The sequence below is a fragment of the Sinorhizobium sp. RAC02 genome (assembly GCF_001713395.1).
In the GTDB taxonomy this organism is placed as follows: Bacteria; Pseudomonadota; Alphaproteobacteria; order Rhizobiales; family Rhizobiaceae; genus Shinella.
Genome location: NZ_CP016450.1, coordinates 1,533,352 through 1,556,105, shown reverse-complemented (window position 1 = coordinate 1,556,105; position 22,754 = coordinate 1,533,352). Strand labels below are relative to the sequence as shown.

Genomic DNA, 22,754 nt, shown 5'->3' with positions numbered 1-22,754 from the left:
TCATAGTGCCGGAAGGGGCACCCGCATGATCACTGTTCGCAATGCGCGTGAAGAGGATGTGCTCGCCGTCGTCGAGATTGGCGTGCGGGCCTGGGAGCAGGCCGTGGTGGGGGTAGCCGACCTTCAGGTGCGGCGGGACAATGCACGCTCCGCCTTCCAGCAGTTTCTGGCCGCCCATTGGCTGCGGGTGACGGTGGCCGAGAGCGACGGCGTGCTGGCCGGTTGGGCCTCGCGTGAATCCCTGGACGACGAGATCACCGATCTCTGGGTCGATCCGCCCCAGCAGAAGAAGGGCCTCGGCGCCGCCCTGCTCGCTGCCATTGAGGGTGAAATCCTTGCCGCCGGATTCGAGGCGGCACGCCTTCAGACCCATGCGCGCAACACGGCCGCCGTCGGCTTCTTCCAGAAACACGGTTATTCGGTTAGCTGGCTGTCTGTTGACTACCAGCCGCGTCTCGACCGGGATGTGGAATCGATCGGACTGCGCCGGCAGTTGATCGCGGAGGAACCCATCGGTTATGGGCCAGCCGGATTTTGAAACGGGAGGCGGGCTTTTGCCGCGCCTCCCGGTCTGTCTACTGGTTGTCCAGCTGCGATCGCACGAGCACCAGGCCCCGCTGCGTGATGCGGTAGGGCCTGCCGCCGGATGACGCGATGCAGCGCCGGCGTTTCAGCTTGCGGAAGAGCTCTATCGTGAGCCCGCCCGCGCGCCAGCCGTCCCGCGTGATGCAGGCGACCGTTGCGATCTTTCGGTTTTCATCTTTTTCGATGTCGATCCTGCCGCCCTGGGCGAGCAGGTGGAGAATGCGCTGTTCGGCGCGCGAAATGTCCATTGTCTTGAGTGATCCGTCTGGCGTTCGAATGAACGCGAAAAAACGTTCCGCCACCCACGGGGTGGCAGGGTTCATCGTTTTTCCGACCCTGCGCGCATTGGTTAGCGGGCAGGGTCCTCAGCAGGTCTCAGAGGAGTTGGACATCAAAACTCCATGTGCGGACGCCTTGAAATAACCAAGCGCCGCTGCTGCGTCAATGCGCAGGCCAGATCAGCGAGTGATGTAGCATCACGGCGGTTTTGACCCCATTGGCCGCGGCAAGCGAGATATTGGCCGGGCCAAGCGCGATGTCGCCGGCGGCATAGAGGCCGGGCAGGGATGTCTGGCCCATGTCGTCCGTGTGAAGGATATTGCCGATCGGCGTTTCCTTGAGTTTGAGGCCGCGGTCTGCCGGGATGGCGCTGCGCACCCGTGCCTCCGGCATGACGAAGAGCGCCTTCACCAGTGTCGGAATGCCCGGCCCGGTCTCGACCGACAGCATGCCATCCGGCCCGTCCGCGATTGCGGTAACGCGGCCCGGCCGCAGTTTCACATTGCGCTCGGCAAGCACGGCAAGCGCCTCGTCGTCCGGTTCCGGCACGGCATTGGTGAAGAGGGTGACATCGCCCCAATCGGCGACGACAGCCGCGAATCGCGCCGCTTCGGCGGTCCGGGCCAGCACGCCGACCGCGCCGCCGCCGACCTCGTAGCCGTGGCAATAGGGGCAATGCAGCACCGTCTTGCCCCAGCGCTCCGCAAGACCGGGGATCGCCGGCAGTTGGTCTTCGAAACCGGTGGCGAGCAGCACGCGCCGTGCATCTATACGCCCGCCACCGCCAGTGAACACGGAAAAAGCGTCCCTCTCGCCCTCCAGCGTTTCGGCCGGCACATCGCGGAAGGTGACGGTCTCATAAGCGGCAAGCTGGCGACGGGCATCGGCGAGGATATCGCGCCCCGGCCGACCATCCTGCGCAAGGAAGCCGTGCGAATGGGCGGAGAAGCGATTGCGCGGCTCGCCGGTGTCCAAGATGGTAATGCGGCGGCGGGCGCGGGCAAGCTGCATGGCGGCGGAAAGGCCGGCAAAGCCCCCGCCGATGATGATGGCATCTTCGGTCATGGTTTCATCCTTTCTGGAACAAGCGGCAGCGTTCGCCCGGCGGTGCCGGTCGTTGACGATGCGGATAGGGACGTGGTTGCGACTTAGCCGGTATCGGCGCGGGCGCGCTTGGCTGCGGCCGCCGCGCGGAAATCCTCGGCAAGGTTGGCCAGTGTCGTACCGGCGAAACGCGCCATCAGGATCGCTTCCGCATCCTTCAGCGCATCGCCGATCACCCGGTTCACGGATTGCTCGACCACGCAGCCCGGCATTTCCGTGGCAGCACCGATCTGGAAGACGATCGGCTCGCCGAGCGCATTGTAGATGTCGAGCAGCGAGATATTGGCAAGCGGCCTGGCGAAATGCCAGCCGCCGCCATGGCCGCGGCCAGATTGCACGATGCCGGCATCGCGAAGCCCGGCCATGGTGCGCCGAACGACGACGGCGTTGGTATCGAGGCAGCGCGCGAGATCGTCCGAGGTCATCGGTGCGTCGCGTTCGGCCATATGCATGAGTGCGTGAAGCACCGCGGAAAGTCGACTGTTTCTTTTCATGTAACAACAATAGTTACGAATCGTGCCGTGTGTCAACAGGCGCTGCCGAATGGGATGTCAGCCGGCGCGCAGCATCTGGTAGAGGGAAGGGCCGAAGACCAGAGCCGTCGGGATCAGCATTGCGTGCAGGATCAGGATTGCCATCAGCTGTGTACGAAACGGCTCCTTGTGCGTCTTATGCCGCAACAAGCGTTGCGCGGCGAACGCGCCAAGGCTGCCGCCGATCAAAGCCAACTGCAGCAGGCGCGCTTCGGAAACGCGCCGATGGCCATCGCGCGCGGCTTGCTTGTCCCACCAATAGACGCAGAACGTCACGAGGTTGAAAACGAGAAAAAAGACCAGAAGCGTTGTTGCCGTGCTCATGGGGCGTTGTTAGCCGATCATCCTTGCCGCCTGGCTAACGAGGTCGGGCTGCGCCTGCTGAAAACCTTGCGCCGCCTGCCCATATGTTCTACCGAGACAGCACTGAAGACACCCGAGCCAAGAGCCTGCCATGACCCTCGTCGACGTCCGTACTCCCGATCCGAAACGCTTCATCCCCGGCGCCACTGGCGACTGGGAGGTGATCATCGGCCTGGAGGTGCACGCGCAGGTTCTTTCGAATTCCAAGCTCTTCTCCGGCGCCTCCACCGAGTTCGGCAAGGCGCCGAACGCCAACGTTTCGCTCGTCGATGCGGCCATGCCTGGCATGCTGCCAGTCATCAACGAGGAATGCGTGCGCCAGGCCGTGCGCACCGGTCTCGGCCTGAAGGCGCAGATCAACCACCGCTCGATCTTCGACCGCAAGAACTACTTCTATCCGGACCTGCCGCAGGGCTACCAGATTTCGCAGTTCAAGGATCCGATCGTCGGCGAAGGCAAGATCGTCATCTCGCTCGGCCCCGACCGCCAGGGCAACTTTGAAGATATCGAGATCGGTATCGAGCGCCTGCACCTTGAGCAGGACGCCGGCAAGTCGATGCACGACCAGCATCCGACCATGTCCTATGTCGACCTCAACCGTTCGGGCGTCGCGCTGATGGAGATCGTCTCCAAGCCGGACATGCGCTCGTCGGACGAGGCCAAGGCCTATATGACGAAGCTGCGCTCCATCGTGCGCTACCTCGGCACTTGCGACGGCAACATGGACGAAGGCTCGATGCGCGCCGACGTCAACGTCTCCGTGCGCCGTCCGGGCGAGGGCTTCGGCACGCGCTGCGAGATCAAGAACGTCAACTCCATCCGCTTCATGGGCCAGGCGATTGAATACGAAGCCCGCCGCCAGATCGGCATTCTGGAGGACGGCGGTTCGATCGACCAGGAAACCCGTCTCTTCGACCCGGGCAAGGGCGAGACGCGCTCCATGCGCTCGAAGGAAGACGCGCACGATTACCGCTATTTCCCCGATCCGGACCTGTTGCCGCTGGAATTCGACAACGAATTCGTCGGCAAGCTTCTGGCCGACTTGCCGGAACTGCCGGATGACAAAAAGATTCGCTTCGTCAAGGATCTCGGCCTTTCGGTCTACGATGCCTCGGTGCTCGTCTCGGAAAAGGCGATCGCCGACTATTACGAGGCCGTGGCCGCCGGCCGCGACGGCAAGATTGCCGCTAACTGGGTCATCAACGACTTGCTTGGTGCCTTGAACAAGGACGGCAAAGCCATTGAAGAGACTCCGGTTTCGCCCGATCAGCTCGGCGGCATCATCGATCTCATCAAGGACGGCACCATCTCCGGCAAGATCGCCAAGGACCTGTTCGAAATCGTCTGGACCGAAGGCGGCAACCCGGCTGAACTCGTCGAAACGCGCGGCATGAAGCAGGTGACAGATACCGGCGCCATCGAGAAGGCCGTCGATGAGATCATCGCCGCCAATCCCGATCAGGTGGCCAAGGTTCTGGCCAAGCCGACGCTGGCCGGCTGGTTCGTCGGCCAGGTGATGAAGGCGACGGGCGGCAAGGCCAACCCGCAGGCCGTTCAGGCGCTGGTCAAGGCCAAGCTCGGCATCGAGGACTGAAGCAATTCCAGGAAAAGTGTGAAGCGGTTTTCCGTCCGGAATTGCTGCAAAACCAAAGGGATCCTCCATGTTCTTCGTTCGCACGGCTTCCGAGCAGGACTTGGCGAAGGTCAGCGCGCTTCTTGCCGAGACGTGGCACGCCACCTATGACGCGCTCTACGGCGCCGACAAGGTGAGCGAGATCACCGCGCGCTGGCACGCGGTGCCGGCGCTGAAGGCCCGGCTTGCGCGCAAGGACAGCGAATTCGTCGTCGCCGACAATGGCAAGGAGCTTGCCGGCATGGGATATGTCGCCATGTCGAAGGAGCGGCCGAAGGCGGCGTTTCTCCATCAGCTCTACGTGCTGCCGCGCTTCCAGCGCCAGGGGATCGGCCGCGACATGTTCGCAGAGCTCGAATCCTGCTTTCCCGATGCCAATTCCATGGTGCTGGAGGTCGACCCGCGCAACGAGGCTGCGGTCGGCTTCTACGCTGCGCACGGCTTCACCAAGGTGGGCGAGGCGCAGCATACCGCCGATAACATCTCCGGCGTGCCGCTGGATGTCTACGAGAAGCCGCTCGGCGGCTGAGCGCGACGAAAAGCCATGTGCGAACGCGCGGGAATCGCTGGACATTCAGGCGTCACCGCGCCATAAGCGGAAGAATATCGCCCGCCATGCGCGGGGTAGAACTATCAGTCTCGGGCCGCGCTTCCGGCATGGCCCTGCCAAGGACGCCAGCCCATGAACCTTCTCAAGCAGATTTTCACCTGGTGGAACGGTCAGACGATCGGCACCCGCTTTCACACCTGGCGCTTCGGCAAAAAGGTGGGGCAGGACGAGTTGGGCAATGTCTATTACCAGGGCAGCGCCAAGGATTCGGAAGGCCGCACGCGCCGCTGGGTAATCTATAACGGCTATGCCGATGCCTCCGCCATCCCGCCGGGCTGGCATGGCTGGATGCACCATCGCACGGACGTTTCGCCGGCTGACGAAGAGTACACGCCGCGCGAATGGCAGGTGGGGCACCGCCCGAACGGGACCGGCACCGCACAGGCCTACCGCCCGCCGGGCTCGATCGCCGTTGCCGGCGAGCGCCCGCGCGTGACTGGTGACTATGACGCCTGGACGCCGGGCAACTGATACCGATTTGGCCACAATTCGCCGGTAGCTCCAAGCGACCGGCGAACGCCGGTGCAGATCGCAGGAGACGGCATTCATGACATCAGGGTTTTCACGGGCAAACGCCGGCCGGCGGTTCCTTGTCGCTGTGCTTGCAGCCGCGACCGCAGGCGCCGTGTTGATGCCTGTCGCATCGAACGCCGCGCGCATCGAAAACCCGGTCGCCGTGTTCTCCGGCATCGACAAGATCACCGGCCGCATCACCAATTTCGATGTCTATATCGGTGAGACGGTACAGTTCGGCGCGCTGCAGGTGACGCCGAAGGTCTGTTATAGCCGCGACGACACCGAAACCCAGAAGGTCACGACCTTCGTCGAGGTCGACGAGATCACGCTCGACCGGAAGATTCGCCGCATCTTCACCGGCTGGATGTTCGCCGACAGCCCCGGCCTCAACGCCGTCGAGCACCCCGTCTATGACGTCTGGCTCGTCGAATGCAAGGCAAAGTCAGAAGTGCCGCCGCCGGAAGACGCTGAGACGAAGGCAGAGTAGCGCAGATCCCCGTTTGCGGACGTGGATCCTCGGGTCGAGCCCGAGGATGACGGCGGGGAGGGTGGGGTATGAACCCGTCTAACGACACCGCATGCGGCACCGTTCCTTGTGTTCTTCCCATCTTTTCTTCTGTCATCCTCGGGCTTGACCCGAGGATCCACCCCGCCAGGCGCGACTTTTCCGTCAAAACGACAGATGTGGCGACGCCAGCGCGTTGGCGAGCATATCCTCGTATTCGATCTTCGGCACGTCGATTGCCCCGAACGTCTTCAGGTGCTCGGTCGTAAACTGCGTGTCGAGCAGGCGAAAGCCGCGGTCCTTGAGCCGCTCCACGAGGTGCACGAGGCAGATCTTCGAGGCATCCGTGCGCCGGGAAAACATGCTCTCGCCGAAGAACGCGGCACCCAGCGAGACGCCATAGAGCCCGCCGACGAGCTGATCGCCCTCCCACGCCTCCACGGAATGCGCATGGCCCATGCGGTGCAGGGTGCCATAGAGCGACTTGATCTTCGCATTGATCCAGGTGGAGGGGCGGTCGGGTGCTGCCTCCGCGCAGGCGGCCAGCACAGCGTCAAAGGCACTATCGAAGCGGATGTCGAAGGGGCTTTTGCGGATGGTTTTTACAAGGCTGCGCGAGACGTGAAAGTCATCGAGCGGGATGACGCCCCGCATGTCCGGCTCGACCCAGAACAGTTCTGGGTCGTCTGCCGAATCGGCCATCGGGAAAAGCCCGATGGAATAGGCGCGCAGCAACAGTTCCGGCGTGATTTCCGGGTGACGGCTGCGACGCCCTGCCATAACCGACGCCCTCAGGCGTCGGTCTTGTTGGCCAGATAGTTCTCCAGCCAATGGATGTCATAATCGCCGTTGGCGATGTCCTGGTTGCCGATCAGGTCCTGAAACAGCGGCAGCGTCGTCTTGATGCCGTCGATGACGAACTCGTCCAGCACGCGGCGCAGGCGCATCATGCATTCGACGCGGGTACGGCCGTGCACGATGAGCTTGCCGATCAGGCTGTCGTAGTAGGGCGGGATCTTGTAGCCCTGGTAGACGCCTGAATCCACACGCACGCCAAGTCCGCCCGGTGCGTGGAAATGCGTGATCGTGCCCGGCGAGGGGACGAAGGTGCGCGGGTCTTCCGCATTGATGCGGCACTCGATGGCATGGCCGGAGAAAACGATGTCCTCCTGCTCGACCGACAGGCCGGCACCGGAGGCGACGCGGATCTGCTCGTGTACGAGGTCGATGCCGGTGATCGCTTCGGTGATCGGATGCTCCACCTGAAGGCGGGTGTTCATTTCGATGAAATAGAACTCGCCGTTCTCGTAGAGGAACTCGACCGTCCCGGCGCCGCGGTACTTCAGCTTCTTCATGGCGTCGGCGCAGACCTGGCCGATCTTCATGCGCTGCTCGACGTTGAGGGCCGGCGAGTTGGCCTCTTCCCAGACCTTCTGGTGACGGCGCTGCAGCGAGCAGTCGCGTTCCCCGAGATGGACGGCGTTGCCCATGCCGTCACCGACGACCTGGATTTCGATGTGGCGCGGCTTGCCGAGGTACTTTTCCATGTAGACGGCGTCGTTGCCGAAGGCGGCAAGCGCCTCGGAACGGGCTGTCGAGACCGCTTCCTCGAGGTCGTCCTCGTTCTTGGCGACCTTCATGCCGCGGCCGCCGCCGCCGGCGGTGGCCTTGATGAGCACGGGAAAGCCGATCTGGCGGGCGATTTCCAGTGCGTTTTCCGGCTTTACTTCGCCGTCAGAACCCGGAACGACCGGGATGCCAAGCGCTTCCGCCGTCTTCTTGGCGGTGATCTTGTCGCCCATGATGCGGATATGTTCCGCGGTCGGCCCGATGAAGGTGATGCCGTGCGCGTCGAGGATTTCCGCGAACTTGGCGTTTTCCGACAGGAAGCCATAACCCGGATGCACGGCGTCGGCGCCGGTGATCTCGCAGGCGGCAACGATCTGGTGAATGTTCAGGTAGCTTTCGCGCGACGGCGGCGGGCCGATGCACACGCTTTCGTCGGCAAGGCGGACATGCATGGCGTCGGCATCCGCCGTCGAATGCACGGCAACCGTGGCGATGCCGAGCTCCTTGCAGGCCCGAAGGACCCGAAGGGCGATTTCGCCGCGGTTGGCAATGAGGACTTTGGAGATCATGGGGGCCGCCTTATTCGATGACGATCAGCGGTTCGCCATATTCAACCGGGCTTGCATCCTGCACGAGGATTTCGGTGACCTTGCCCGAGCGCGGCGCGGGGATCTGGTTCATCGTCTTCATGGCTTCGATGATGAGGATGGTCTGACCTTCCTTGACCGTCGCGCCAACTTCGATGAAGGGGCGCGAACCCGGTGCGGGTGACAGATAGGCCGTGCCGACCATCGGCGCCGTGACGGCATTCTTGTTGTTGCGCGCGTCGACGACCGGAGCGGCTGCGGCAGCAGCGGGCGCGGCGAAGGCAGGCGCCGGAGCGGCCATCGGCGCCTGGACGTATTGCGGGGTGCCGGCGCGCGAGACGCGGATGCGCAGGTCGTCCTGCTCCACTTCGATCTCGGTCAGGTCGGTCTCGTTGAGGATATTGGCGAGATCGCGGATCAGACCCTGATCGATGCCGTGTTTCTTGTCAGCCATGGAAGTGAGCCTCTGGTTTTTCTTATGTCGTGATGGACGAGAGCGCATGGAGCGCAAGGACATAACTCTGCGCACCAAAACCGCAGATGACGCCCTTTACGGCGGGCGCGATCATCGATTTGTGGCGGAATTCCTCGCGGGCATGCACGTTGGAAAGGTGCAGTTCGACCACCGGGATCTTGATGGCGCGAATAGCGTCATGCAGGGCGATCGAGGTGTGGGTGTAGGCGCCGGCATTGATGGCGATGCCGACGGCAACGTCGCCGGCCTCGTGGATCCAGTCGACCAGGTCGCCTTCATGGTTGGATTGGCGGAAATCCACGGCAAAACCCAGCTTTTCGCCCTCGGCCTTGCAGAGCACTTCGATATCGGCGAGCGTCTGGCCGCCATAGATACCGGGCTCGCGTTTGCCGAGTGCATTCAGATTGGGGCCGTTGAGCACAAAAAGGGGTGATGCCATTCGTAATTCCGCATGCTGGATAGAGGATTACCTATAGACCGGCGGTTCCCGCAGGGAAAGCCCCAAGGGCAGGGGCTTTCCCGGTCGAAAGGGGCGATGTCCACAAGCAGCACAGCCTGAACAGGGTCAGCGTGGCAGGAAGATGGCCGTTCTCAGCAGGTCGCCTTGCCGCACGCGCGCACGTTGGCGATTTTTTCGCGCAGATCGTCTGCGCCGACGGCACCGAAGATCGTCTCCTGGCCGAGCACGTAGGACGGCGTGCCGGTGATGCCGAGGTCGTTTGCCAGCGAATACGCTTCGCGCACGGCGTCGTCATGCGGCTTCTCGGTCATGGTCTTGCGGATGTCCGCTTCGGTAAGACCCATGCTGGCGGCAAGCGCGATGGCGCTTTCTTCGGTGGCCCGGCCTTCGCCGCCGAGCAGCGTGCGGTGGAATTCACCATATTTCTCCGGCGAAAGATCGCGCACGGCGGCACTCACCTTGTGGGCGGCGAGCGAATCAGGACCGAGGATCGGCAGTTCCTTCAGCACGAAGCGGACGTTCTTGTCCTCCTTCAGGATATCGTCCATGTCGGAGAGCGCGCGCTTGCAGTAGCCGCAGTTGTAGTCGAAGAATTCGACGATCGTGACGTCGCCCTTCGGATTGCCGAGTGCGATATCGTAGGGGGAGGAGAAGATGGCCTTCTCGTTGTCGGTGATGACGCTTTGCGCCTTGGCCTGCTGCTGCGCTTCCTGCTTCTTCTGCAGGGCTTCCTGCACGTCCACGAGGATTTCGGGGTTTTCGACAAGGTATTCCTTGATGAAGTCGCCGATCTCCTTCTTCTGCGCATCGTCGAGGGCGAGAGCCGGAAGAGGGGCTGCGACCGCGAGTGTAAGAGCGATGGTGGCCGCAAGCTTCGTCTTGAATGTCATGTCTGTTCTGTCCTCGTCATGATGCGCCGATGAAGTGCCATTGGCGACGCCCGCGCGTCAATGCAGATGCGGGCGCTTTCAACGACTCTATGGTCGCTCGCGCGCAAACGATAGGGTAAAAGCGGCGGATTTTCGGCCCTCGCAGGATTGTGAAGACCGGTATCTTGCGGCACACAGACGACGACCTTGAAACGGAACGGAAGCTCATGAAACTCTCCAAGCGCGGCGCCGTCGAACCCTTTCACGCCATGGACGTGCTCGCCGAGGCGACGAAGCAGCGCGCGGCCGGCCGGCCGGTAATCTCCATGGCCGTCGGGCAACCGGTACATCCGGCGCCGGAGGCCGCCCGCGAAGCTGCCCGCCGGGCGCTGGAGATCGGCCGCATCGGCTATACGGATGCGCTCGGCCTGCTGTCGCTCCGCCGCGCCATTTCGGATTTCTACAGGAACCATCACGGCGTTTTCGTCGATCCCGGACGGATCGCCATCACGACCGGTTCCTCGGCTGGCTTCAACCTCGCCTTCCTCGCGCTCTTCGATGCCGGAGACCGTGTCGCCATCGCCCGCCCGGGCTATCCGGCCTATCGCAACATCCTGGCGGCGCTCGGCATCGAAACGGTGGAAATCGAGGTGAATGCCGAAAACGGTTTCACGCTGACGCCGGAAGCGCTGGAAGCGGCCGGCCGCATCGACGGCGTGCTTCTCGCCAGCCCCGCCAACCCGACCGGTACCGTCACCGGCCGCGCCAATCTCGCGGCGCTCTCCGCCTATTGCCGGGACAAGGGCATCGCCTTCATTTCGGATGAGATCTACCACGGCCTCACCTTCGTCGGCGAAGAGGCGACGGCGCTGGAATTTGGCGACGAGGCGGTGATCATCAACTCGTTTTCGAAGTACTATTGCATGACCGGCTGGCGCATCGGCTGGATGGTGCTGCCCGAGGCACTGGTGCGCCCGGTCGAGCGCATCGCCCAGAGCCTCTATATCTCCGCGCCGGAACTGTCGCAGATCGCAGCGGAAGCGGCGCTCGGCGCCGAGGCGGAGCTGAATGTCTACCGCGACGCCTATCGAGTGAACCGTGACTTCCTCGTCAAGCGCCTGCCGGAGCTCGGCTTCGCTATCGCCTCGCCGATGGACGGTGCCTTTTATGCTTATGTCGATGTCCGCCGTTTCACCAATGACAGCATGGCCTTTGCCCGCCGCATGCTCGCCGAAACCGATGTCGCGGCAACACCCGGCATCGACTTCGATCCGCGCGATGGTCACCACACCATGCGCTTCTCGTATGCCGGCTCTTTCGACGAGATGAGCGAGGCGGTCGACCGCCTCGCACGCTGGCTGGCCTGAGCGTGAAAACGATTCCGTTTCAAGGCCTTGCGGCCGGAGACGGAATCAACCCTGCAGGCACCTGATTCTGTTTCTCAGACCCGATTGATCGACACGCCACCATCAACCAGCATGGCCGTGCCGGTCGTGAAGCTGGAGGCATCGGAGCACAGGAAGAGCGCTGCCTCGGCAATCTCTTCCGGCGCCGCGATGCGCTTGAAGGCATTGAGCCCGGCAATGAACTGGCGCGCTTCCGGCGTGTTCGCCACATCCCGCCCCATCGGCGTATCCGTCGCACCCGGCAGCAGCGCATTCACCCGAATACCCTTAGGGCCGTATTCGGAGGCCAGCACCTGCACGAGGCCAATCAGGCCAGATTTCGACGCGGCATAGGCGGCCAACCCCGGAAAGCCTGCAGTATAGCCGACAAAGGTCGAGGTGAAGACGATCGCGCCGCCGCCGCGTGCCTCCATGGCGGGGAGCTGGTATTTGGCGGCGAGAAACCCGCTGGTCAGGTTTATGCCGAGCACGCTCTGCCAGTCTTCCATGGAAAGTGCCGGTAGGGGACCGACAGGGCCGGTGGTGCCGGCATTGTTGAAGGCGATATCGACGCCACCGAACTCGGTCGTGGCCGCCTCGATCAGCGCCTGGTGGTGCGCCTCTTCGCTGACATCGCCTGCCACGGCAATCGCCGAGCCACCTGCCGCGCGGATTTCGGCGGCGACGGCCTCAAGCCGCTCGTGCCCACGCGCCGAGAGTACGACTTTTGCTCCCTGTCGGGCGAAGAGAAGGGCTGCGGCACGGCCGATGCCGGAGCTTGCGCCGGTGATGATGGCGACCTTGTTGGTGAGGCGGGTCATGAGGGTCTCCCTTACTGGTTTCTGACGACCGCGGGTGTCGCAGAAGGGGGAAGGGCGAGCCACCCGTTTCCTGCCAGCCAAGAAAAAGGCCCGGACAATGCCGGGCCTTCGAATTTTTCAGAGATCAGCGCTTCTTAGAAGAAGCCGCGGCGCTGCCACCAGCCGCCCTTCTTGGGCTTGTCCGCGTCGTCTTCCGGTGCGGCTTCCTTCGCCGTAGAGGATTTCACCACCGGCTCGGAGGCGATCTTGGAGAGATCACGGTTGCCGCGGACAGGCTTGGCCGGCTCTTCGAGATCGGCCGATGCCATCACGACTTCCGGCTCTGCCGGCGTGGCTTCCTCTATAGCGGCTTCGACCGTAGCTGCTACCGGCTGCGCTTCGATTTCGCTGCGGGCAGCATCATCGACGACAGCCTCTTCCGCAGCCTTGGCACGGCTGCGGCGCGCGCGCTTCGGCTTGGCCGGCGCCTCTTCGGCAACGGCCTCGACCGGCACTTCCTCTGCAACGACAGCCACTTCGGCGACGTCCACTTCGACGGCCGTTACCTCGCCCGCATCGGCTTCATCCGAATCACCTTCGGCATCATCGCCTTCTGCGCCTTCAGTACCGGCTTCAAGCGAACCGTCCTCTGGACGATTGCGACGACCGCCACGCTTGCCACGACGGCGGCGTTTGCGGCGCTGCTCGGCGGTTTCTTCGGCTGGCGCCTGCGATGCATCCGCAGCCTCTTCGCCTTCACCATCGGCGTCGTCGTCTTCCAGGTCATCCTCGTCGCCGGCCTGTTCGCCGCCGAAGGATGCAGTGTCCGTGCCTTCGCCACCTTCACGGCGGCCGCGACGGCGACGACGACGCTTGCGCTTGCGATTGTTTTCGTCGGCGGCGGCTGACGAAGAGGACTGGGCAGCCGGTGCAGCAGCAGCGGCTGCCGGACGTACCTCCTCTTCTTCTTCCTCCTCGATCTCGTCCTCGATGATGATGTCGTCGTCTTCGGGTTCCGGCTCGAAATGCAGGATCTGCTCGATCTTGACCGGATTTTCGACGGCCTCGCCACGGTCGATCGCAAAGTGCTGCGCGCCGACATGGGCATCAGCCTCGATGATGATCTGGACGCCGAAGCGGGTCTCATAATCGATGATCGTGCCGCGCTTGTGGTTGAGCAGGTAGAGCGCGATGTCCGGCGTCGTGCGGACCGAGATATTGTGCGTCGTGTTCTTGAGGAGATATTCCTCGATGCCGCGCAGTACGTGCAGCGCCACCGACGACTGCGAGCGGATATGGCCCGTGCCGTTGCAGTGCGGGCAGACCTGCATGGTCGATTCGAGAACGGATGCGCGAATACGCTGGCGCGACATTTCGAGCAGGCCGAAATGCGAGATGCGGCCGACCTGGATGCGTGCGCGGTCGTTCTTGAGGTGGTCCTTCAGACGCTTCTCGACGGAGCGGTTGTTGCGCTTCTCTTCCATGTCGATGAAGTCGATGACGACGAGGCCGGCAAGGTCGCGCAGGCGAAGCTGGCGCGCCACTTCCTCGGCGGCTTCCAGGTTCGTCTGGAGCGCAGTATCCTCGATGGAGTGCTCGCGGGTCGAACGCCCGGAGTTGACGTCGATCGAGACCAGCGCTTCGGTCTGGTTGATGATGATGTAGCCACCGGACTTCAGCGTCACCTGCGGCTGCAGCATGCGGTCGAGCTGCGCTTCGATGCCGGAGCGCGAGAAGATCGGATGCACGTCGCGGTAAGGCTGAACAACCTTCGCGTGGCTCGGCATCAGCATCTTCATGAAGCCCTTGGCTTCCTTGTAGCCTTCCTCGCCGGCAACGACGATCTCGCTGATATCCTTGTTATAAAGGTCGCGGATCGAGCGCTTGATGAGCGAACCTTCCTCGTAGACGAGGCAGGGTGCGGTGGAGGCGAGCGTCAGCGTGCGGACGTTCTCCCACAGGCGCATCAGGTATTCGAAGTCGCGCTTGACTTCGACCTTGGTGCGGTTCGCACCGGCGGTGCGCAGGATGACGCCCATGCCCTGCGGAACTTCGAGGCTGCGGGCGATTTCCTTCAGGCGCTTGCGGTCCTGAAGCGCGGTGATCTTGCGGGAAATGCCACCGCCACGCGCCGTGTTCGGCATGAGAACCGAGTAGCGGCCGGCAAGCGACAGATAGGTGGTGAGAGCCGCACCCTTGTTGCCGCGCTCTTCCTTGGCGACCTGCACGAGCAGGATCTGGCGGCGCTTGATGACTTCCTGGATGCGGTACTGCTTGCGCGGCTTGCGCTGCACACGATCCGGCACCTCTTCCATGGCGTCTTCGGCGCCGACGGATTCGATGACTTCCTTTTCTTCGCCGTGATGATCGTCATCATCGTCGTCGTCATCGCGACGACGACGACCGCGCTTGCGCTCGGTCGGCTCGGAGATTTCGTCGGTGTCGACGGCCATGGCCATCGCGCCGCCGGGCGTTTCGTCGTCGCTGGTTTCTGCGGGAGCGGCGGCCTCTTCTTCTGCCGGCGCCTCCTCGGTCTTTGCCTTCGCCTTGCGGGTGCGGCGCGGCTTCTTCACCTTTTCGGCCGGCGCTTCTTCCGCGACAGCGGCGGACGCCTCGACCACTTCGGCCTCAGCCTCGGGGGCCGCTTCGACGACCGGGGCTTCTTCGGCAGCTGTTTCAACGGCTTCCGCCGTCGGCTCGCTGTCGTCGGAAAGGTCGGTTCCGGTCTCGATCTGCTCGATCTCGTCGTCGCGGCGGTGCTCTTCGGCCTCGGCCCTCAAGAGCGCCTGGCGGTCGGCAAGCGGGATCTGGTAATAATCCGGGTGGATTTCGGCGAAGGCCAGGAAGCCGTGGCGGTTACCGCCATAGTCGACGAAGGCCGCCTGGAGCGACGGTTCGACGCGTGTGACCTTGGCAAGGTAGATATTGCCGCGGATCTGCTTCTTGTGTTCGGATTCGAAGTCGAATTCTTCTATGCGGTTTCCGCGTACGACAACGACGCGCGTCTCCTCAGCGTGAGACGCGTCGATAAGCATTTTCTCTGCCATGTAGATTGTGCTCCTCGGCGCACACGCAATCCTGGCGGCGAGCTGTTTCCTGTAAAGGAAGTGCCGGGGGAGGAGAGGGATGCGCCGAATATGTAAGTTCCCGTTAGGCCCCGGTGAGGAGTAAGCGGACGGAGGGCGGTCGGTACGCGAACGTCCCGGTGCCTGTTACCCTCTGAGAAAAGCCGCTGTGACAACATCAACGTCCAACGAGAATGCCAGTGCCATAGACCTTGAAAGGTCCGATGAAGTTGCCCTTGGGGAAGGGCGGTTGGTGGAAATCCACCTTGACTGTTCCGGCCACCGCCGGTTTACGCGATCTGTTCGGACGGGAGAAAGAGGTATGACGGAGGATGAAGGCCCGGTTCGGCGCCAAGTCCCGGAGGGGTGGCTGCCTGCTCAAAGCGATTCTATCCCGTCTAAGCTTTTTCCCTGACTTTGCTTTTATGGCGGATATGTCACAATGGCAAGGGAAAAGCCAAAAGCGTCATAATCTTGATCGATTTGCCACTATGCCTGCGTCTTTGCGGCGGATGCACCGGATTGCAAGCTTTGGTTAACCCTATGGGGGCATCTATGGGGCTTGTCCTGCACCGCGTTGTACGCGGGTTCCACGCGTTTGAACGGACTGCCAGTGGTAAAGCTAAGTCTCCTGACTGAACATTGTCTCCGCGTCGTAACCGGCGCGATCATCGCCGCGCTGTCGATTGCGATCGTGACGCCGGCCTTTGCGGTTTCTGCTTCGGCCGCACCGCTGCTTGCCTTTTCCGCCCGCATCGCCGGTGATGACGCGCGCACCCGGCTGATTATCGATTTCGACCGCAAGCCCGAATTCAAGGTGCACTACGTCGCCAATCCGTACCGTGTGCTGATCGACCTGCCGGAAACCGATTTCGGCATCAAGGCGGAGGAACTGGAAGCGCGTGGCATCTTTTCCGAGATCCGCTACGGCACCATGGCCGCTGGTCGCTCGCGCATTGTGCTGACGGCCGCGCGTCCTGTCGGCGTTGTCCTTGCCGAAGTGCAGGAAGAGCAGGGGGCCACAAGCTACAGGCTGGTCATCGATGCGGCGATCGTCACCGACCAGGTCTTTCAGGGCCAGATGGAAAAGCAGAGCTGGCAGGAAGCCTCCGCGCCGGCCACCACCGAGCAGACACCTGTCATGCTGCCGGGCAGCAAAGCGGACGGCCCGTTCGTCATCGCCGTCGATGCCGGCCATGGCGGGATCGACAATGGTGCGCGCGGCGGCGTCACCAAGACGGAGGAAAAGCACGTCACGCTCGCCTTCGCCCAGCAGCTTGCCGAGGCGCTGAACAAGCTGCCTGATACACGCGCCTTCCTGACACGTCAGAAGGACGAGTTCCTGTCGCTCTCCCAGCGCGTGCAGCTTGCCCGCAGCGAGGGCGCGAACCTGTTGATCTCCATCCACGCCGATACCCTGAAACAGAAGGACACGCGCGGCGCGACGGTCTACACAATTTCCGACAAGGCCTCCGACAGCCTAGCTGCGAGCCTTGCCGAGCGCGAAAACCTCTCCGACCAGATCGCCGGCATCTCCTTCGTCGACGAGCCGGCCGAAGTGGCCGACATCCTTCTCGACCTGACGCGGCGCGAGACGCAGGCCTTCTCGATCAACCTCGCCCAGAGCGTCGTCAGCACCTTCAAGGACGAGGTGATGCTGATCAACAACCCCCATCGCCATGCCGGTTTCCGCGTTCTGACCGCGCCGGATGTGCCGTCGATCCTGCTCGAGCTCGGCTTCATGTCGAACAAGGACGACGAACAATTGCTGATCGATCCGGCCTGGCAGAAGAAGGTGGCAGGCCTCGTCGCGAAGGCCGTGGAACAGTACCGCTCGACCGTCGTGGCGAATGGCGGTTAAGCGTCTTGGACGATAGAGGCGGCGCGCAATCAGGGAATGTGCTAGTCTTGCTGTGCCGGAAAAGTGACAGCTGCCGCCATTGTGCGTTGCTGAAGGCCGGATGCATGCTGTAAGCCCTATTTTCCTCACATTCCGATCGCTAGACGGAAGCAAGAAAATGGGGGCGACTCGTCTTCTATCGAAGAGGTGCCGTGGCGGATTGCGCTACGGTGGCGCAAGGCCGGGCGGCGGGTCTGCCTGATGAAATTATAAAGACATAAGGCATCGGTAACTGGCTCATGATCAGACTGATTGGATATTTCTTCGGGATTGGCGCCGTGTTCTTCCTCGGCGTGGCGGGCGCAGTTGCGCTCTATCTCGGAAGTGTCACCAAGGATCTTCCCGATTATGAGGTCTTGAACAGTTACGCGCCGCCGGTGACGACGCGCATGCATGCCGGCAACGGCGCGCTGATGGCCGAATATGCCCGCGAGCGGCGCCTGTACCTGCCGATCCAGGCGATCCCGGATCGCGTGAAGGCCGCCTTCCTCTCGGCGGAAGACAAGAATTTCTACCAGCATCCCGGCGTCGATGTGACAGGCCTGTTCCGCGCCATCGTGGTCAACGTCCAGAACATGGGCTCGGGCCGTCGTCCGGTGGGTGCATCGACCATCACCCAGCAGGTCGCCAAGAACTTCCTGCTCTCCTCCGACCAGACGATCGACCGCAAGGTCAAGGAAGCGATCCTATCCTTCCGCATCGAGCAGGCCTATTCCAAGGACCGCATTCTCGAACTCTATCTCAACGAGATCTTCTTCGGCCTGAATTCCTACGGCATCGCCGGTGCGGCGCTCACCTATTTCGACAAGTCCGTCACCGAACTGACGGTCGCCGAAACCGCCTATCTCGCCGCGCTGCCAAAGGGGCCGTCGAACTATCATCCCTTCCGCCGCACCGAAGCCGCCATCGAGCGGCGCAATTGGGTCATCGACCGGATGGTCGAGAACGGCTACGTCACCCAGAGCGACGGTGCAGAAGCGAAAACCCAGCCGCTCGGCGTGACGCCGCGCCATCGCGGATCCTATCTGTTCGCCTCGGAATACTTCTCCGAAGAGGTCCGCCGGCAGATCATCGAGCGCTACGGCGACAACGCGCTCTACGAAGGCGGCCTCTCGGTCCGCACCTCGCTTGACCCGCGCATCCAGGTCGCCGCCCGCAAGACGCTCCAGAAGGGGCTGCTCAGCTATGACGAGCGCCGCGGCTTCCACGGCCCGATCAAGACGATCGAGGCCGGTGGCGACTGGGGCGTGGAACTCGCCAAGATCGTCGCGTTCTCCGACGTGCCGGAATGGAAGCTTGCCGTCGTGCTTTCTGCTGATGACGGCGGCGCCGATATCGGCCTGCAGCCGAGCAAGGAAGCCTCCGGCAAGGTCGTTGAAGAACGTGTGACCGGCCGTATCGAGGCCGAGAACATGAAATGGGCCTACCGTTCGGCCAAGGGTGACCGCAAGACGGCGAAATCACCGGCCGGTGTCTTCACCGCTGGCGACGTCGTCTATGTCGAACCGATGGAAGGCGGCACCTATCGTCTGCGCCAGCCGCCGAAGGTGCAGGGCGGCCTCGTCGCCATGGACCCGCATACCGGTCGCGTGCTCGCCATGGTCGGCGGTTTCTCCTATGGCCAGTCGGAGTTCAACCGCGCGACGCAGGCGATGCGCCAGCCGGGTTCGTCCTTCAAGCCCTTCGTCTACGCAGCCGCGCTCGACAACGGCTATACGCCGGCTTCGGTGATCATGGACGCGCCGATCGAGATCGTCGCCGGCGGCCAGGTCTGGCGCCCGCAGAACTACGGTGGCGGCTCAGCAGGCCCGTCGACGCTGCGCCTCGGCATCGAGCGCTCGCGCAACCTGATGACCGTGCGCCTTGCCAACGACATGGGCATGAACCTCGTTGCGGAATATTCCGAGCGCTTCGGCATCTACGACAAGATGCTGCCGGTGCTCGCCATGTCGCTCGGCTCCGGCGAGACAACCGTTCTGCGCATGGTCTCCGCCTATTCCGTGCTCGCCAACGGCGGCAAGCAGATCAAACCCTCGTTGATCGACCGTATCCAGGACCGCTACGGCAAGACGATCTTCCGCCACGAAGAACGTACCTGCGAGAACTGCAACGCCACCGACTGGGAAAACCAGGACGAGCCGACGCTGGTCGACAACCGCGAACAGGTCCTCGACCCGATGACCGCCTACCAGATCACCTCGATGATGGAAGGCGTCGTGACCCGCGGCACCGCCGCCGGCAAGATCAAGCTCGATCGCCCGACGGCCGGCAAGACCGGCACGACCAACGATGAGAAGGACGCCTGGTTCGTCGGCTACACGCCCGATCTCGTCGCCGGCCTCTATATCGGCTTCGACAGCCCGGCACCGCTCGGCCGCGGCGCGACCGGCGGCTCGCTTTCGGCGCCGATCTTCAACGAATTCATGCAGGCAGCGCTTGAGGGCACCAAGCCGACGAAGTTCATCGTGCCGGAAGGCATGCAGTTCATCGCCGTCAACCGCAAGACCGGCATGCAGGCGAATGAAGGCGATCCGGACACGATCATGGAAGCCTTCAAGCCCGGCACCGGCCCCGCATCCGTCTTCTCCGTCATCGGCGGTGAAGACTATGCAACCCCCGAGGAAATCCTGAACAACTCGCCACAGGCGAACCAGGCGGTCACAGGCGGCAGCGGCGGTCTGTTCTGATCCACCGATGATCCAGTTCGAGGGCGGGCGCGGGGCTTTACATCCGCGCCCGCCCTCTCTATTTCGAGGCCACCGAAACTAGAGCATCGAAGAAAGCGGATATGCGCGCGGAAATCGAGAATATTGTCGACGAAATCAAGCAGGCCATAAGCCTGCTGAGGAGGCATCTTTGACTGGGATCAGGCGGTAAGACGACTGGACTGGTTGAACAATAAGGCAGAGGATCCCAACCTCTGGAACGATGCCCAGGAAGCCCAGAAGCTGATGCGCGAGCGCCAGCAGCTGGACGAAAGCATCAATGCCGTGCGCGCCATCGAGCAGCAGCTCAAGGACAATATCGAACTCATCGAACTCGGTGAGGAAGAGGGCGATGCCGACATCGTCAAGGATGCTGAAGACGCCCTGAAGGCGGTTCGCACCGAGGCGTCGCGCAAGCAGGTCGAAGCCATGCTGTCCGGCGAGGCCGATGGCAACGACACCTATCTCGAAGTGCATTCCGGCGCCGGCGGCACGGAAAGCCAGGATTGGGCGAACATGCTGCTGCGCATGTACACCCGCTGGGCCGAGCGCTCGGGCTACAAGGTGGAACTCCTGGAAGTCCACGACGGCGAAGAAGCGGGCATCAAGTCCGCGACGCTGCTCGTCAAGGGCCACAATGCCTATGGCTGGCTGAAGACCGAATCGGGCGTGCACCGCCTGGTCCGCATCTCGCCCTATGACAGCAATGCGCGCCGCCACACCTCGTTCTCATCGATCTGGGTCTACCCGGTCATCGACGACTCGATCAACATCGAGATCAACGAAAGCGACTGCCGCATCGACACCTACCGCTCGTCGGGCGCCGGCGGCCAGCACGTCAACACGACCGACTCGGCCGTGCGCATCACGCACATCCCGACCGGCATCGTCGTTGCCTGCCAGCAGGAGCGTTCGCAGCACAAGAACCGCGCCAAGGCGTGGGACATGCTGCGCGCCCGCATGTACGAAGCCGAGCTGAAGAAGCGCGAAGAAGCTGCGAATGCTGAAGCCGCCTCCAAGTCGGACATCGGCTGGGGCCATCAGATCCGCTCCTACGTGCTGCAGCCCTACCAGCTGGTCAAGGACATGCGCACCGGCGTCGAAAGCACGGCACCGTCGGATGTTCTCGACGGCGAACTCAACGAGTTCATGGAAGCCGCACTCGCCCACCGCGTCAACGGCGGCGCCGATGCAGTCGTGGACGACCTGAACTAAGCGCTTCGGAAAATGAGATCGGAACGGGCGCTTCGGCGCCCGTTTTCGTTAGATTCGTCATCGCCTTCCCACCGTCATCCTCGGGTCAAGCTCGAGGATGACGGCAGAGGGCGTCTGGCAGGACGTCGTTGTCAGTTGGTGGCGCGCTCGACCTTGATCTCGCCGAGATCGTCGATCAGCACCGTCCAGCTTTCCGGCTCGGCGGCCTTCGGGTCGGTCTTCAGGTAGACCGTCGCGAACAGGCCGGGCTGCGCGGTGATTCCCGCCGAATTTTCCGGACGGATGTCCGTCACATAGGGCTTCATCGCCGAAAACTCTTCAAGCACGGTCGAGGACGCGATCTTCGGGCCGGAAGCGGTCGCTTCGATCTGCTGGAGGTGGATCTCAGCCGTGCCGTCCGGCTGGCGCACGGCGGCAAGCTTGTAGTAGCCGCGCCGCATCGCGGTCGGCTGCGCCGTTTCGGCGGTCTCCGGCTTGGTGGTCGTAGCACCTTCTGCCGCCGCATCGTCGGCCGGTTCCTCCCAGAAACCAGTGCTCACCACGAAGGTCACCGTCTCCGCCACGGGGGGCTCGCCTTCGGTCCAGGCGGGGGTGGCGGCGATGAAAAGCAAGGTGAGGGCGGTGGCAAGTGCGTGCCGGTGCATGGCAAAACTCCTGTCCCGAGGCTGGGGTCATACTGTCAGTAATCGAATTGTTCGGCAAGAATCCGATCGGACCAGGAATGATCGGGATCTGACAGGATGAGCGCCGAAAGGCTCGCCGATTCGGCGATGCGCACGGAGGTGACGGATTTGACCTCGGTATTGTCGGCCACTGCGTTGACCGGCCGCTTTTCCGCCTCCAGCACCTCGATCGTCACCGTCACCTTGTTCGGCAGCAGCGCGCCGCGCCAGCGCCGGGGCCGGAAGGCGCTGACGGGGGTGAGAGCCAGCAGCGGCGCTTCCAGCGGCAGGATCGGGCCATGGGCGGAAAGGTTGTAGGCCGTTGAGCCGGCCGGTGTCGCAAGCAGCAGGCCGTCGCAGATCAGCTCCTCCAGCCGAACCCGGCCATCGACGCTCACCCGCAGCTTTGCCGCCTGGTAGGATTGGCGGAACAGATAGACCTCGTTGATCGCCAGCGCACGGCGCTCCTGGCCGCTGGCATCGCCCGTCACCATTTCCAGCGGCCGGAAGGCATTTTCCACCGCGCCCTCGATGCGGGCCGACAGATCCTTCGTATCATACCGGTTCATCAGAAAGCCGATGGAGCCGCGGTTCATGCCGTACACCCGCTTGCCGGTGTTCATCGTCGTGTGCAGCGTCTGAAGCATGAACCCGTCGCCGCCGAGGGCCACGATGACGTCTGCCTCTTCCGGGTCGGCATTGCCATAGATCGAGATCAGCTCGTTGCGCGCTTCCTGTGCTTCAGGCGCCGTCGAGGCGACGAAGGAGAAGGAGGTGGTGTCACGCGCCATGCTGCCGTTCCGCATCTTCTGGAGGAAGTCCGCTCTTCTTCGAAGCGCGTAAATACCCCATCCCTTTGTTTCTACGCAGCTCCGAACGCAGGAACCGCTGCGTCGTTTGCGAAAGTTGCGCAAGCGAGCCGTGGCGCACCGCA

Annotated in this window: 22 protein-coding genes; 9 read left to right on the top strand and 13 right to left on the bottom strand. The window is 63.0% G+C overall.

The features are described 5' to 3' along the window. Nucleotides 1-25: 25 nt before the first annotated feature. Complete coding sequence (locus BSY16_RS07470) at nucleotides 26-538, top strand: GNAT family N-acetyltransferase (protein WP_069059073.1); 513 nt, start codon at nucleotides 26-28, stop codon at nucleotides 536-538. A 37-nt stretch (nucleotides 539-575) separates the two neighbouring features. Here the strand turns inward: BSY16_RS07470 and BSY16_RS07465 are convergent, their stop codons facing one another. The 4 genes from BSY16_RS07465 to BSY16_RS07450 form a co-directional block, all read right to left on the bottom strand. Next, on the bottom strand, nucleotides 576-833 hold the full coding sequence (locus tag BSY16_RS07465; RefSeq protein WP_069061431.1) for a YjhX family toxin: 258 nt from the start codon (nucleotides 831-833) through the stop codon (nucleotides 576-578). A gap of 193 nt (nucleotides 834-1,026) precedes the next feature. Continuing rightward, nucleotides 1,027-1,929, bottom strand: a complete 903-nt coding sequence (locus BSY16_RS07460) for an NAD(P)/FAD-dependent oxidoreductase (RefSeq protein ID WP_069059072.1) — start codon at nucleotides 1,927-1,929, stop codon at nucleotides 1,027-1,029. A gap of 83 nt (nucleotides 1,930-2,012) precedes the next feature. After that, nucleotides 2,013-2,462 (bottom strand): RrF2 family transcriptional regulator, encoded by a 450-nt coding sequence (locus BSY16_RS07455; RefSeq protein WP_069059071.1) that lies wholly within the window; start codon nucleotides 2,460-2,462, stop codon nucleotides 2,013-2,015. Nucleotides 2,463-2,519: 57 nt separating this feature from the next. Further along, nucleotides 2,520-2,825: a DUF1294 domain-containing protein gene (locus BSY16_RS07450; protein ID WP_069059070.1), complete on the bottom strand. Its 306-nt coding sequence runs from the start codon at nucleotides 2,823-2,825 to the stop codon at nucleotides 2,520-2,522. A 130-nt stretch (nucleotides 2,826-2,955) separates the two neighbouring features. On the opposite strand from BSY16_RS07450, the gene gatB reads away from it, so the two are divergent. The 4 genes from gatB (at nucleotide 2,956) to BSY16_RS07430 (ending at nucleotide 6,110) form a co-directional block, all read left to right on the top strand. After that, on the top strand, nucleotides 2,956-4,458 hold the full coding sequence (gene gatB / locus BSY16_RS07445) for an Asp-tRNA(Asn)/Glu-tRNA(Gln) amidotransferase subunit GatB (RefSeq protein ID WP_069059069.1): 1,503 nt from the start codon (nucleotides 2,956-2,958) through the stop codon (nucleotides 4,456-4,458). Nucleotides 4,459-4,525: 67 nt separating this feature from the next. Further along, entirely contained in the window at nucleotides 4,526-5,026 is a 501-nt protein-coding gene (locus BSY16_RS07440; RefSeq protein ID WP_069059068.1) for a GNAT family N-acetyltransferase, read from the top strand. A 153-nt stretch (nucleotides 5,027-5,179) separates the two neighbouring features. After that, a complete protein-coding gene (locus BSY16_RS07435; RefSeq protein ID WP_069059067.1) occupies nucleotides 5,180-5,578 on the top strand; it encodes an NADH:ubiquinone oxidoreductase subunit NDUFA12 in 399 nt (132 codons plus the stop codon). A gap of 76 nt (nucleotides 5,579-5,654) precedes the next feature. Next, nucleotides 5,655-6,110 (top strand): DUF2155 domain-containing protein, encoded by a 456-nt coding sequence (locus tag BSY16_RS07430; protein WP_083242853.1) that lies wholly within the window; start codon nucleotides 5,655-5,657, stop codon nucleotides 6,108-6,110. A 183-nt stretch (nucleotides 6,111-6,293) separates the two neighbouring features. Here the strand turns inward: BSY16_RS07430 and aat are convergent, their stop codons facing one another. From aat to BSY16_RS07405, 5 genes are all read right to left on the bottom strand, one after another. Next, nucleotides 6,294-6,908, bottom strand: a complete 615-nt coding sequence (aat, locus tag BSY16_RS07425; protein WP_069059066.1) for a leucyl/phenylalanyl-tRNA--protein transferase — start codon at nucleotides 6,906-6,908, stop codon at nucleotides 6,294-6,296. Nucleotides 6,909-6,919: 11 nt separating this feature from the next. After that, entirely contained in the window at nucleotides 6,920-8,266 is a 1,347-nt protein-coding gene (gene accC, locus BSY16_RS07420) for an acetyl-CoA carboxylase biotin carboxylase subunit (RefSeq protein WP_069059065.1), read from the bottom strand. 10 nt (nucleotides 8,267-8,276) lie between these two features. Next, on the bottom strand, nucleotides 8,277-8,738 hold the full coding sequence (gene accB / locus BSY16_RS07415) for an acetyl-CoA carboxylase biotin carboxyl carrier protein (RefSeq protein WP_069059064.1): 462 nt from the start codon (nucleotides 8,736-8,738) through the stop codon (nucleotides 8,277-8,279). A 22-nt stretch (nucleotides 8,739-8,760) separates the two neighbouring features. Beyond that, nucleotides 8,761-9,198, bottom strand: coding sequence for a type II 3-dehydroquinate dehydratase (aroQ, locus tag BSY16_RS07410; RefSeq protein WP_069059063.1), 438 nt, complete (start codon nucleotides 9,196-9,198; stop codon nucleotides 8,761-8,763). 152 nt (nucleotides 9,199-9,350) lie between these two features. After that, complete coding sequence (locus BSY16_RS07405) at nucleotides 9,351-10,109, bottom strand: DsbA family protein (protein ID WP_069059062.1); 759 nt, start codon at nucleotides 10,107-10,109, stop codon at nucleotides 9,351-9,353. Between the two features lie 206 nt (nucleotides 10,110-10,315). On the opposite strand from BSY16_RS07405, the gene BSY16_RS07400 reads away from it, so the two are divergent. Continuing rightward, nucleotides 10,316-11,455 carry a pyridoxal phosphate-dependent aminotransferase gene (locus BSY16_RS07400; protein ID WP_069061429.1) on the top strand — a complete coding sequence of 380 codons (1,140 nt, stop codon included), beginning with the start codon at nucleotides 10,316-10,318 and terminating at the stop codon, nucleotides 11,453-11,455. A gap of 74 nt (nucleotides 11,456-11,529) precedes the next feature. On the opposite strand, the gene BSY16_RS07395 is transcribed toward BSY16_RS07400, so the two are convergent. Both BSY16_RS07395 and BSY16_RS07390 read right to left on the bottom strand, forming a co-directional pair. Further along, complete coding sequence (locus BSY16_RS07395; protein WP_069059061.1) at nucleotides 11,530-12,294, bottom strand: SDR family oxidoreductase; 765 nt, start codon at nucleotides 12,292-12,294, stop codon at nucleotides 11,530-11,532. A 134-nt stretch (nucleotides 12,295-12,428) separates the two neighbouring features. Beyond that, nucleotides 12,429-15,320, bottom strand: a complete 2,892-nt coding sequence (locus tag BSY16_RS07390) for an Rne/Rng family ribonuclease (protein ID WP_069059060.1) — start codon at nucleotides 15,318-15,320, stop codon at nucleotides 12,429-12,431. A gap of 631 nt (nucleotides 15,321-15,951) precedes the next feature. On the opposite strand from BSY16_RS07390, the gene BSY16_RS07385 reads away from it, so the two are divergent. The 3 genes from BSY16_RS07385 (at nucleotide 15,952) to prfB (ending at nucleotide 21,158) form a co-directional block, all read left to right on the top strand. After that, nucleotides 15,952-17,199 carry an N-acetylmuramoyl-L-alanine amidase gene (locus BSY16_RS07385; protein ID WP_083242852.1) on the top strand — a complete coding sequence of 416 codons (1,248 nt, stop codon included), beginning with the start codon at nucleotides 15,952-15,954 and terminating at the stop codon, nucleotides 17,197-17,199. A 278-nt stretch (nucleotides 17,200-17,477) separates the two neighbouring features. Continuing rightward, nucleotides 17,478-19,925 carry a penicillin-binding protein 1A gene (locus BSY16_RS07380; protein ID WP_069059059.1) on the top strand — a complete coding sequence of 816 codons (2,448 nt, stop codon included), beginning with the start codon at nucleotides 17,478-17,480 and terminating at the stop codon, nucleotides 19,923-19,925. Between the two features lie 101 nt (nucleotides 19,926-20,026). Further along, nucleotides 20,027-21,158 (top strand): peptide chain release factor 2 gene (prfB, locus tag BSY16_RS07375; protein ID WP_150129898.1). Its coding sequence is split into 2 segments (ribosomal slippage): nucleotides 20,027-20,095 and nucleotides 20,097-21,158, totalling 1,131 coding nucleotides; the frame shifts between segments, so codons are not numbered across the junction. Nucleotides 21,159-21,289: 131 nt separating this feature from the next. On the opposite strand, the gene BSY16_RS07370 is transcribed toward prfB, so the two are convergent. Further along, on the bottom strand, nucleotides 21,290-21,802 hold the full coding sequence (locus BSY16_RS07370) for a hypothetical protein (protein ID WP_069059057.1): 513 nt from the start codon (nucleotides 21,800-21,802) through the stop codon (nucleotides 21,290-21,292). A 35-nt stretch (nucleotides 21,803-21,837) separates the two neighbouring features. Next, the gene (locus BSY16_RS07365) at nucleotides 21,838-22,611 is read right to left on the bottom strand and encodes an NAD kinase (RefSeq protein ID WP_069059056.1); all 774 of its coding nucleotides are present in this window, start codon (nucleotides 22,609-22,611) and stop codon (nucleotides 21,838-21,840) included. Between the last annotated feature and the right edge of the window lie 143 nt (nucleotides 22,612-22,754).